Annotated in this window: 11 protein-coding genes and 2 pseudogenes; 8 read left to right on the plus strand and 5 right to left on the minus strand. The window is 70.9% G+C overall.

Translation table 11 applies throughout. The annotated features are described in order from the left end of the window. Positions 1–255 (plus strand): annotated as a pseudogene (locus tag R6V09_RS35225) (FUSC family protein); the annotation flags it as partial. Positions 256–276: 21 nt separating this feature from the next. Here R6V09_RS35225 and R6V09_RS35230 read toward each other — a convergent pair. Next, positions 277–1227 carry an endonuclease/exonuclease/phosphatase family protein gene (locus tag R6V09_RS35230; protein ID WP_317885529.1) on the minus strand — a complete coding sequence of 317 codons (951 nt, stop codon included), beginning with the start codon at positions 1225–1227 and terminating at the stop codon, positions 277–279. Positions 1228–1364: 137 nt separating this feature from the next. Here R6V09_RS35230 and R6V09_RS35235 point away from each other — a divergent pair, with 137 nt between their 5' ends. The 4 genes from R6V09_RS35235 to R6V09_RS35250 all read left to right on the plus strand — a co-directional run bounded on the left by R6V09_RS35235 (position 1365) and on the right by R6V09_RS35250 (position 5057). Further along, positions 1365–2717, plus strand: coding sequence for an amidohydrolase (locus tag R6V09_RS35235; protein ID WP_317885530.1), 1353 nt, complete (start codon positions 1365–1367; stop codon positions 2715–2717). A 31-nt stretch (positions 2718–2748) separates the two neighbouring features. Further along, positions 2749–3942: a cytochrome P450 family protein gene (locus R6V09_RS35240; protein ID WP_317885531.1), complete on the plus strand. Its 1194-nt coding sequence runs from the start codon at positions 2749–2751 to the stop codon at positions 3940–3942. Between the two features lie 78 nt (positions 3943–4020). Further along, on the plus strand, positions 4021–4710 hold the full coding sequence (locus R6V09_RS35245; RefSeq protein ID WP_317885532.1) for a DUF899 domain-containing protein: 690 nt from the start codon (positions 4021–4023) through the stop codon (positions 4708–4710). A gap of 164 nt (positions 4711–4874) precedes the next feature. Then, complete coding sequence (locus R6V09_RS35250; protein ID WP_317885533.1) at positions 4875–5057, plus strand: hypothetical protein; 183 nt, start codon at positions 4875–4877, stop codon at positions 5055–5057. A 4-nt stretch (positions 5058–5061) separates the two neighbouring features. On the opposite strand, the gene R6V09_RS35255 is transcribed toward R6V09_RS35250, so the two are convergent. Next, on the minus strand, positions 5062–7005 hold the full coding sequence (locus R6V09_RS35255) for an ABC transporter ATP-binding protein (RefSeq protein WP_317885534.1): 1944 nt from the start codon (positions 7003–7005) through the stop codon (positions 5062–5064). Between the two features lie 79 nt (positions 7006–7084). Between R6V09_RS35255 and R6V09_RS35260 the strand changes: the two genes are divergently transcribed. Next, positions 7085–7327, plus strand: a complete 243-nt coding sequence (locus R6V09_RS35260) for a hypothetical protein (protein WP_317885539.1) — start codon at positions 7085–7087, stop codon at positions 7325–7327. On the opposite strand, the gene R6V09_RS35265 is transcribed toward R6V09_RS35260, so the two are convergent. Together R6V09_RS35265 and R6V09_RS35270 are read right to left on the minus strand one after the other, a co-directional pair. Then, positions 7219–7662: a hypothetical protein gene (locus R6V09_RS35265; protein ID WP_317885535.1), complete on the minus strand. Its 444-nt coding sequence runs from the start codon at positions 7660–7662 to the stop codon at positions 7219–7221. The two genes, R6V09_RS35260 and R6V09_RS35265, sit on opposite strands and share 109 nt — an antisense overlap. A gap of 329 nt (positions 7663–7991) precedes the next feature. Beyond that, positions 7992–8606: pseudogene (locus tag R6V09_RS35270) on the minus strand (ATP-binding protein); the annotation flags it as partial. 235 nt (positions 8607–8841) lie between these two features. Here R6V09_RS35270 and R6V09_RS35275 point away from each other — a divergent pair. Together R6V09_RS35275 and R6V09_RS35280 are read left to right on the plus strand one after the other, a co-directional pair. After that, a complete protein-coding gene (locus R6V09_RS35275; RefSeq protein ID WP_317885536.1) occupies positions 8842–9702 on the plus strand; it encodes a helix-turn-helix domain-containing protein in 861 nt (286 codons plus the stop codon). Beyond that, positions 9703–9957 carry a DUF397 domain-containing protein gene (locus R6V09_RS35280; protein ID WP_317885537.1) on the plus strand — a complete coding sequence of 85 codons (255 nt, stop codon included), beginning with the start codon at positions 9703–9705 and terminating at the stop codon, positions 9955–9957. A gap of 78 nt (positions 9958–10035) precedes the next feature. On the opposite strand, the gene R6V09_RS35285 is transcribed toward R6V09_RS35280, so the two are convergent. Further along, on the minus strand, positions 10036–10638 hold a 603-nt coding region (locus tag R6V09_RS35285), incomplete at its 5' end, for an MmyB family transcriptional regulator (RefSeq protein WP_317885538.1).

Genomic DNA, 10638 nt, shown 5'->3' on the forward strand with positions numbered 1-10638 from the left:
GCCGAGGCCCGAGGCGCCATCGCCGTCTCGGCCGCCGAACTCCCCGCCCTCGCCCGGCACACGGAGGGCACGGACGAGGTCGCCGCCGTCCTCGAACGGCTCGTCGACACCACCACCGCCTGCGCCGTCCACCTCGACGACACGGGACGGCTCACGCCCCGGCACATCGGCCAACTCACCGAGTTGCTGGAGGAGTTCGAGCGGGGGCGGGGACGGGTCGGCCTGCGCCCGATCGAACTGCCCGTCGCCGTCTAGGCAGTTCGGCCACGACAGGAGTCACTCCACCCGCACCCACACCGGTGCGTGGTCCGACCCCGGCGCCTCGCGCCGCGCCGCCGGATCCGGGCCCACGGAGGGCAGTTGGGGCGCTTTCGTACCGGGCAGTCCCGTCCCCGCCAATGTCACCCGGTGCACCAGGTGATGGCTGGCCAGGATGTGGTCGATCAGCTCGCGGCGCCCGGAGTTGATCCGGGAGTAGCGCTGGTCGGCGGGGATCAGCGGCGCCACGTCCCACAGCCGGACCGCGTCGCCCTGGTCCGGCCGGTCGTAGCCGGGCGTGCCGATCTCCGAGCCGGGCGGGCCGAGCAGGATCTGCGTGGTGGCCGCCTGCACCTCGTCGTTCATGTCACCGAGCACGGCCACGTCCCGGGTACGGCCGTCACCGGCCAGCAGTTCGTCGGCCAGCGCTCGCAGCGTCGCCGCCTCGGCGGCCCTGCGGTAGAGGGCGTAGGCGCCGTAGCGGGCCCGTTCGCCCTCGTCGTGCGGGAAGAAACGGTTGCCCGGGTAGGTCAGCAGCTTCGACTTGAGATGGGCGACCGCCACCGTCAGCGGCCCGGTGTCCGTCGCGACCTCCACCGCCAGCAGGCCGCGCCCCGTGGTCGGTTCCTCGGCGCCCGAGTCGTCGGACTGCACCGGGCGCAGCCGGTTCGGGAACGCGTTGGTGTCGGCGACGACCCGCGGTTCCGTACGGCTGAGGAAGCCGACCCGGATGCCCCGGACGTCCGGATGTGCCGACAGGGCGATGTGCCACTCGCCGCCCAGCAGCCCGGCCAGATCCTGCAGTGCCTCGGGTTCCCCCACCTCCTGTACGCCCAGCAGGATCGGGTCCAGTTCCGTGATCACGGCGGCCAGCGAGGCGAGCTTCGCCTTGTAGGCGGCCTCGTCCCTGGGGCCGAACGGGCCGCCGGGGCGGTACAGGTTCTCCAGATTCCAGGTGCCGAGGAGCATGCGGGGCTCCTTCCAGAAGCCTTGGTCCAGAAGTCTTATGAGGCAAGCGTGCTGGTGCGGGGCGGCTCGCGACAGCGCAACGCCGGGATGCGCGGTTCGGCTCACACGGGGCGAGGACGGCGTCGTACGTTGGGAGAGTGAGTGACTCTCCCGCAGATCTGCTGATCACCGGCTGCACCGTCCTCGTGCACGACGACGAGGAGCGCGTCGGCTTCGAGCGGGACGCCGCGATCGTCGTACGGGACGGGCTCGTCGAGTCGGTGACGAGCGCGGCTGACACGGCCGGTCTGGCCGCCGTCGAACGCCTTGACGCGCGTGGGCAGATCGCCCTGCCGGGGCTGGTCAACTGCCACACCCACGCGCCGATGGTCGCGCTGCGCGGGCTCGCCGAGGATCTGCCCACCGAGGAGTGGTTCAACGACGTCGTCTGGCCCGTCGAGTCCAACCTCACCGAAAAAGACGTGGAGTTGGGGGCGCGGCTCGCCTGCGCCGAGATGATCCGCGCCGGGGTCACCTGCTTCGCCGACCACTACTTCTCGATGGACACCGTCGCCGCCGTGGTCGCCGAGTGCGGGATCCGCGCCCATCTCGGCGAGGCCTACTTCTCCTCCCAGGGACCTCAAGGCCGGGAGAAATCAATGGAGTTCGCGCTACGGCACCGGGGCACCGCCGACGGCCGCATCACCACCGCCCTCGCCCCGCACGCCCCTTACACCGTGACCGACGCCGACCTCGCCGCCACCGCCCAACTCGCCCTGGAACACGGTCTCCCCGTCCACATCCACGCCGCCGAGAACCGCGACCAGACCGACACCAGCCTCTCCCACCACGGCCTCACTCCCATCGAAGTCCTAGACCGCACGGGCCTGTTGGCCACCGACCTGCTCATCGCCCACGGCACCGGCATCACCGAGCGCGACCTGCCCGTCCTGGAGCGCGCGAGCGGCCGAATCGCGGTCGCCACCGCACCCCGCGGCTACCTCAAGTTCGGCTGGCCCGACACCACTCCGATCCGCGCCCTGCGCGCCATCGGCATCCCGGTCGGACTCGCCACGGACGGCGCCGCCTCCAACAACTCCCTCGACGTGTGGGAGTCGATGGCCCTCACGTCGTTGGTACAGAAGTCCAGCGAGGGCGACCCACGGTGGCTGACATCCCGTCAGGCGCTGCACCACGCCACCCTGCAGAGTGCCCGGGCGGTCGGACTGGGGGACACGATCGGGTCCATCGCGCCGGGCCGCCGGGCCGACATCGTCCTCGTCGATCTCACCGGTCCGCACACCCAGCCCGTCCACGACCTCGCCGCCACCCTCGTGCACAGCGCCCGCTCCGCCGACGTCCGCACCACGATCGTCGACGGCCGCGTCCTGATGCGCGACCGCGAGCTGCTGACCCTCGATGTGCCCGCCGTCGTAGGGGAGTTGGCGGAACGGCTGCCCGCACTCGTCGACCGGAGCCACGGCCGGCGCATTCAGGAATACGACACCTGAGCCGCGCCCCAGTCGCCTCTAGGCTGTTCCCATGGATCTCGCGGACGGCCTTCTCGACCACCCGTACGACGTGTACCGGCGCCTGCGCGACAGCGCCCCCGTGCACCGCATCGCCGGCCCCGACGGCACCCCCGCCTGGCTCGTCACCCGGTACGAGGACGTCCGGGCGGCGCTCGCCGACCCGCGGCTCTCGCTGGACAAGAGGCATGCCACGGCCGGGACTTACAAGGGCTTCGCGCTGCCGCCCGCGCTCGACGCGAACCTCCTGAACATGGACCCGCCGGACCACACCCGTATCCGCCGCCTGGTCGGCCGCGCCTTCACCCCGCGCCGAACCGAGCAGCTCCGTACGCCCATTCGACGCACCGCCGACCAACTCCTCGACGCGCTCGGCACGGAGGGCGACACCGACCTCATCGCCTCCTACGCCGCGCCCCTCCCCATCACCGTCATCTGCGACCTGCTCGGCGTGCCCGACCGGCACCGCCGGGACTTCCGGGTGTGGACCGACACCCTGGTCGCGCCCGCCCCCGGGACACCGCCCGAGGCCGGCAAGCACGCGGTTGTCGCGATGCTCGGCTTCTTCACCCAACTCCTCGCCGAGAAAAGGGAGGAGCCCGGCGACGACCTGCTCTCCGACCTGATCGCCGTACGCGACGAGGGCGACCGGCTCAGCGAGGACGAGCTGATGTCGCTGGCCTTCCTCATCCTCTTCGCGGGCTACGAGAACACCGTCCAGCTCATCGGCAACGCGGTGCTCGCCCTGCTGCAGAACCCCGAGCAGCTGGCCGCCCTCCGCAAGGACCCCACCCAACTCCCGGCCGCCGTCGAGGAGTTCCTGCGCTACGAAGGGCCCGCGCGGCTCGCCATCCGGCGCTTCCCGGTCGAGGACGTCACCATCGGCGGGGTCACCGTCCCGGCGGGCGAGACGGTCTGGGTGTCGCCGTCCGCCGCGAACCGCGACCCGGACCGCTTCCCCGACCCGGACCGGCTCGACCTCGCCCGCGACACCACCGGGCACCTCGCGCTGGGCCACGGCATCCACTACTGCCTGGGCGCGCCGCTCGCCCGTGCCGAGACCGAGATCGCGCTCGCCGCTCTGCTGGAGCGGTTCCCCCGGCTGGAGTTGGGGGAGGGCGAGGTGCGGTGGCGGCCCTCGCTGCGCGCGCGGGGGCTGCTCGCGCTCCCGGTGTCGTACGCGAGGACTTCCGCCAATTCTGGCTGAAGTTTTCTTCGGGGCAGCGATGAGTTCCGGTTTCCGCTCCGGTCCACCCCTCAACGGACCGTTGTCACAGGAGGGCCCATGTCGCTTCCGGAGATCGTCTCGCGTGAGCAGTGGCGCGCGGCGCGCGAGGAACTGCTCGGCAAGGAGAAGGCGGCCACACGCGCGCGGGACGCCCTCAACGCCGAGCGGCGCGGGCTGCCCATGGTGGAGATCGGCAAGGAGTACCTCTTCGAGGGCGGCGACGGGAAGGCCACCCTGCTCGACCTCTTCGAGGGGCGCGGCCAACTCGTCGTCTACCACTTCATGTTCGCGCCCGAGTGGGAGGCCGGCTGCCGCAGCTGCTCGGCCTTCCTCGACCAGATCGGACACCTCGCCCATCTGAAGGCGCGCGGCACCACGTTCGCCGCCGTGTCGAGGGCGCCGTACACCAAGATCCTGCCGTTCAAGGCGCGGATGGGCTGGACGGTGCCCTGGTACTCGTCCTTCGCCGGGGACTTCAACTGGGACTTCGACGTGACGCTCGTCGGGGACGGGGAGCCCGTCGAGCGGCCCGGTGTCAGCTGCTTCCTGCGGGACCGCGACCGGGTGTTCCACACCTACTCGGCCTACGAGCGCGGGCTCGACGGGCTCGGTTCGACCACCTCCTTCCTGGACCTGACCGCGCTGGGGCGGCAGGAGGAGTGGGAGGAGCCCAAGGGGCGCGCGTCGATGCTGGGGGCGCCCGCCGGCAGCGCACGCGTTCTGTATCACGACGAGTACGAGGACTGAGACGAGTACTAGGACTGATACGGGAACCTGTGCCGAAGATGTGTGGCCGGGTGTCGACTATGTCTCAGTACCGTCACTTCGCGAGCCGTTCACCGTACTGTCGGCGTTTAACTCTACGAGGCTTCACGAAGCTCTCCGAGTTCAGCACGACAGGGAGGTACAGGGTGAACGGGCGAATGGTGCTTCAGCGTTTCCCCGCCGGCGGGCCGCGTGGTTCGTGGCCGGCGGAGGAGTTCGCGCAGGCACGCCGTCTGGAAGGGCTGCCCGCCGAGGTCGTCATGGACATCGCGACCGACATGTTCCTGGTCATCGTGCGGAGTGCCGACGTCGTGGACGTGGCCGCCTGACCCGTCAGCCCGCCTTCGGGGCGGGCAACTTCACCGTGAACTGGTCAGCCTGGAGCGCGTACAGCTCCGCGTAGACACCGCCGCGCAGCAGGAGTTCGTCGGGCGTCCCGGACTCCACCAGCCGCCCCTGGTCGAGGACATGCACCAGATCAGCGTGGCGAACGGACGCCAGCCGGTGGGTGATCAGGACGACCGTCTGACCGGTGCCGGCCAGCGCGCGGATCTTCTCGAAGACCTCCAGCTCGGCGCGGGCGTCGAGGGCCGCGGTCGGCTCGTCCACGATCAGGATGCGGCCTTTGCGGTAGGCGGCCCGGGCGATACCGAGCCGCTGCCACTGGCCGCCCGACAGCTCGTGCCCGCCGCTGAAGTTGCGGGCCAGCAGCGTGTCCAGGCCGCGCGGCAGATCCGCGACCACCTCCTCGGCGCCGGCCTCGGCGAGCGCGCCGGCCACCCGCTCCTCGGTGAGCGGCGCGGCGGACCGCCCGATGGCCACGTTGACACGGGCCGTGAACGGCCACCGCTTGAAGTTCTGCGCCACCATCGCGATCCGGTCGGCCAGTTGGTGCCGGTCAGCCGTCGCCGCGTCGACGCCGTCCCACAGGATCCGGCCCCGGTCCGGCCGGTACAGCCCGGCCAGCAGCTTGACCAGGGTCGTCTTGCCGGAGCCGTTCTCCCCGACCAGCGCGATGATCCGGCCGAGCGGCAGCCTCAGCGTGACGTCGTCGAGCGCGGGGTGGGTGGACTCGCCCGGGTAGCTGAACGTGACGTTCTCGAAGCGGATCTCCCGCGGCTCCTCGGGCAACGCCGCCCCGCCGACCGGAATCGCCCGCTCCGCCGCCTCCTCGTACAGCTTCTCCAGATCGCCCACGAACAGGGCCTCCTCGTGCAGCTGGTTCACCGCCAGCACGAGCGTGTCGAGGCTCGCGGAACCGGTGCGGATCGCGATCACCGCCGTTCCCGCCACCGACAGCGCCATCGCACCGGACAGCAGCAGCCCGCCCAGCGTCGCGTACGTCGCCGCCGTCGCGAGGCCCGTCCAGGTCGCCGCGATCAGACCGGTGCGGGCCGCGAGCCTGGCCAGCCGGGCCTGCTCCGCCTCCGCGCTCTCCGACATCGCGTGGAAATGGCGCAGCAGGAACGGACCGACCCCGTGGACCCGGATCTCCGGAGCCGCCTCCGGTTCGGTGAGCAGACCGCTGATGAGATGGCCGGCGCGGGCGTGCTGCACCCAGATGTGGAACGACTCGTAGCGGCGGCGCGCGTTCGTCAGAGCGCCCCACGCGCTCGGCAGCGTCATCGTCACCAGCAGCGGAAGCAGCGCGGGATGCAGCACGGTCAGCACACCCGCCGCCGCGATCAGCGAGATCACCGCGTTCATCACCCGCGTCGCCAGCGAGATCATGCGGCGGGCCGAGGAGGCACCGTACTGCGCGGTGTCCAGCAGCTTGTGGAACGCGTGGTCCTCGATCGCGGCCAGCTCCACGGCCGCCGCCCGCTCCAGATACAGCTCGGTGGCGACCCGCTCCACCTTCGGCTCAAGACGGCCGGTCGCATACGTCGACGCGGCCCGCAGCAGCGCGCCCACCAGCAGTACGGCGGCCATCGTGACCAGCGCCGGCACCGCGCCGTGCAGCCGGTCCGCGATCGCGCCGCCGGTGATCAGCCGCCCCAGCACGCTGTTGACCGCGAGCAGACTCACCGCCTGGGTGGCACCCCGGCCCGCCTCGGCGGCCAGCACGATCCGCGCGGCCCGTGGATCGGCCTGCCAGGCCAGCCGGAAACTCGACCCCAGCATCGCCGGCAACCGCGTCACCATGGCCCGGAAGCTCAGCTCCAGGAACGCGTCCGTGTGCTGGTTCCACCCCATGTCGTACCGCAAGGGCCCACCGAAGAGCAGCTGCTCCGACACGGACGGCCCCGCCTGCCCCGAGTCACCCTTGCTTCCCACCGTCGACCTCCCCCGCTAGCGGACGAACGGCCACTATCGCGGGGTGGGGCGGTGTGGGGGAGAGCGCGAGAAGAAGGGGATGGAGACGCGCGGGCGTACGCCCCGTAAGGGGCGCGGGGAACTGCGCGACCAGCCCCCACCGGCCCGCAGACAAAAAACAGCCCACTACGCGGAGCACTACGCGGAGCACTACGCGGAGCACTACGCGGAGCACTACGCGCTAATGGGCCGAGACCAGGAAGGCGTAGCCCCCGTAACCCGGCACACGGCCAGATACAACGGAATCGGCGGCGTATACGGCAGCTTCCCGTCAGGCCGATGAATGAGCCCGGGCGCGCGCGGCGCGTCCGGCACCAGCGCCCCGGCCGTGTACCGCGCCGGCGAAGGCCAGTCCAGCGCGTAGTCGGAGTCGGACGGCACGATCCACCACCAGTGCGTCTCGTCGGCGTAGACACAGCCGACGCGCGGCAGGCGGGGCAGGACCAGCGGTCCGAAACGCGCGGGCACCGCCACCGCGTCGCAGCCGAGCGGAGCCGTCATGCCCTCGGGGACGGGCAGTCGCCGGGGCGTGCCCGGTCCGTGCAGCGCGCGCCCCAGACGGACCAGCGTGTCGAGACTGATTACCTGGCCGGGACCGGAAGCGCCGCTCAGACCCATTCGACCCCCGACCCGAAGTCCCCGAACCCGCTGGAATCCCCGGTACCCGCCGTGTCCGCGGAGTCCGGGAGGTCGCCGGCGTCCAGGTGGCCCCGGCCTCTGGAGGTTCCTGTGTCCTCCTGGCCCGGCTCCCCGAAGTGTCCGGCGGCCTCCCGGCTCCGGTGTCCGGGGCCGGTCCCGTTGCCGGACCTGACCCCGTTTCCGTGCTCCCGGCCCCCGAAGCCGCCGAGATCCAGGCCTCCGAAGTCGCCGGCACCCCCATGCCCGCGGGAGGCATCCCCATGCCCCCGTCCCGGAAATACGCCCAGATCCTCGAAGGCCCCGAAGTGTCCTGTCACCTCGTCCTCGTCGCCCGAACCGCCCGACGGCACCGGTTTGGGTCGTGCGCCCCACCCCAGGTCGTTGCGCGGTACGGAGCTGTCGTGGCCGGGGGCCGGGTGGTGGCCGTGCGCCGGGTCCGCCTGCCGGGGCAGGTCGGCCCAGACCAGCAGGCCGGGACCGTGTTCCTGGGCGCCCCAGGCCCGGCAGAGCCCGTCGATGAGAAGCAGTCCCCTCCCGTGCTCCTCATCGGGCCGCTGCGGGGACGGATGAGGCTCGCCGGGAGCACAGCCCTCGTCACGGACGGCTATCCGCACCAGGTCGTCGCCGTCGTGCAGCTCGCAGACTATGTGGCTGCTCGCGGTATGCACGATGGCGTTGGTGACCAGCTCGGAGACGACCAGAACCGCCGTGTCGCAGGTGTCCTCGCACACGGACCAGCCGGACAGCCGGGCCCGTGTCAGGCGTCTCGCCTGGGCCGGGGAACCCGGATGTGCGGCCAGCTCGAACCGGAACCGGCGCTCGGCAGCGGCCCCACCTGGGGCGGCTCCCGTGACGGCACCGAGACCGAGGCGGCCTGCGGCGGCGTCTGTTCCTAAGGGCGCGGACGGAATCACGCTTGCCACTATCGCCCCGCCGTGAACACTTGGCAAGTATCACTATGAAAAATGCAGAGTGCCGTATGACGCTCTGCACGGTCGTGGCACACTGCTCGCAACAGAACGTCGCGCGGCGCCAGTTGGAATCTCCGGAGGTCTGTCCCGATCTTCGAATGAGTCTTCGAATGGCGCCGCAGGGCTGTCAGGACGCACAGGACTCAGGACTGTCAGGACGCACGGGACTCATGGGGGGAGGTGGAGCGTGAGCGAGCCGCGGTCCGCACCGACGGTCGGCCAGGTCGTCCTCGGCCGGCGCCTGCTGGACCTGCGGGAACGCGCCGGGCTCAAGCGCGAGGAGGCCGCCAGGATCCTGCGCGTCGCGCCCGCCACGGTCCGCCGTATGGAGATGGCCGAGGTCTCCCTCAAGATCCCGTACCTCCAGCTCCTCCTGAAGTCCTACGGCGTCTCCGACGAGGAGGCCGAGGCCTTCGTCCACCTGGCCGAGGAGGCCAACAGACCCGGCTGGTGGCAGCGCTTCCACGACATCCTGCCCGGCTGGTTCTCGATGCACGTCAGCCTGGAGGGTGCCGCCGCGCTCATCCGGTCGTACGAACCGCACTTCGTGCCCGGGCTGCTGCAGACCGAGGAGTACGCGCGCGGGGTACTGCTGTCGGGCGCCATCGGCCAGACCGAACCCGACGAGATCGAGCGCCATGTCGCGCTGCGCATGCAGCGCCAGGACCTGCTGACGCGTCCCGACGCGCCCCGCTTCTGGGCCGTCATGGACGAGACCGCCCTGCGCCGCCCGGTCGGCGGCCCGGAGGTGATGCGTGCCCAGATCGACAAACTGCTCGACGCCACGAAGCTGCCCAACGTGACCCTGCAGGTCGCCCCGTTCTCCTCGGGGCCGCACCCGGGCACGTACGGGCCCTTCGTGCTGTTCCGATTTGCCATGCCGGAACTGCCGGACATGGTCTACAGCGAGTACCTGACCGGCGCCGTCTATCTGGACGCGCGCGAAGAGGTGGCGACCCACCTTGAGGTTATGGACCGCATGGCGGCGCAGGCCGCTACGGCACATCGCACGAAGGAGATCCTCAAGGATCTCCGCAAGGAGCTGTGAATGGATCGCATCAGGCCGCGTATGAGCGTCTACAACGGTATGCCCGCGCGGGACTTGGGAAGCGAAGGCTGGCACAAGCCGTGGAGCGGCGGCAACGGCGGCAACTGCCTGGAGGCGATGAAGCTCGCCGACGGCCGGATCGCCGTCCGCCAGTCCACCGACCCGGACGGGCCGGCACTTATCTACACCACCGACGAGATGACGGCCTTCATCGAGGGGGCGAAAGCGGGCGAGGCGGATTTCCTGCTCTCCTGACCCGGTCTGTGACCCAGCTGTGCTGAATGCTTTTTCCTTACCGAACCTCCTTATTTAGGTATCAGCCGCATTTAGGTGTCAGTCGCCGTTGATTCTGGTTGAATCCGTTGATTCCGATCGGATGGGATGCGCCCCATCGCTGTCCGCGCCCAGGCTTCCGAGCAGGCGCAGCCCGTCCTCGGCGGGGCTGCCGGGAGCCGCGGACAGCACCAGCAGCTCCATGCTTGATCCGTCCGGCAGCGCGAAGTTCTCCTGGTGCAGTTCCAGCAGTCCGACCAGCGGGTGCCGGTAAGCCTTGCGTCCATGGGTGCGGGCGCGGACGTCCGCACGGGCCCAGAGGCGGCGGAAGCGCTCGCTGCCCATCGCCAACTCGCCGATGAGCGAGGCCAGTCGGGGGTCCTCGGGGTATTTTCCGGCGGCCAGGCGCAGGTGCCCGACCACGTCGAGGGTGCATTGCTCCCAGTCCGCGTAGAGGCCGCGCTCGGCTTCCTCAAGGAAGATGTGCCGTGCGGTGTTCAGGCCCGGCAGCGGCCGGCCGAAGAGGAGCCCGGCGAGGCGGTTCCCGGCGAGTACGTCCAGACGGTGGTCCATGATCAGCGCGGGTGCGTCGGCAACCAGGTCGAGGACGCGCAGCAGCTCCGGCCGGATCCGCCCGCCCGGCGCCTTCGCCCGCCGGCGGCG

Source organism: Streptomyces sp. W16, from assembly GCF_033194735.1.
In the GTDB taxonomy this organism is placed as follows: domain Bacteria; phylum Actinomycetota; class Actinomycetes; order Streptomycetales; family Streptomycetaceae; genus Streptomyces.

Excerpts from the sequence above, each read along its gene's own strand:
- R6V09_RS35230 (WP_317885529.1), bottom strand. The coding sequence starts at position 1,227 with ATGCTCCTCGGCACCTGGAATCTGGAGAACCTGTACCGCCCCGGCGGC.
- R6V09_RS35240 (WP_317885531.1), top strand. The coding sequence starts at position 2,749 with ATGGATCTCGCGGACGGCCTTCTCGACCACCCGTACGACGTGTACCGG.
- R6V09_RS35245 (WP_317885532.1), top strand. The coding sequence starts at position 4,021 with ATGTCGCTTCCGGAGATCGTCTCGCGTGAGCAGTGGCGCGCGGCGCGC.
- R6V09_RS35260 (WP_317885539.1), top strand. The coding sequence starts at position 7,085 with ATGGAGACGCGCGGGCGTACGCCCCGTAAGGGGCGCGGGGAACTGCGC.
- R6V09_RS35265 (WP_317885535.1), bottom strand. The coding sequence starts at position 7,662 with ATGGGTCTGAGCGGCGCTTCCGGTCCCGGCCAGGTAATCAGTCTCGAC.
- R6V09_RS35280 (WP_317885537.1), top strand. The coding sequence starts at position 9,703 with ATGGATCGCATCAGGCCGCGTATGAGCGTCTACAACGGTATGCCCGCG.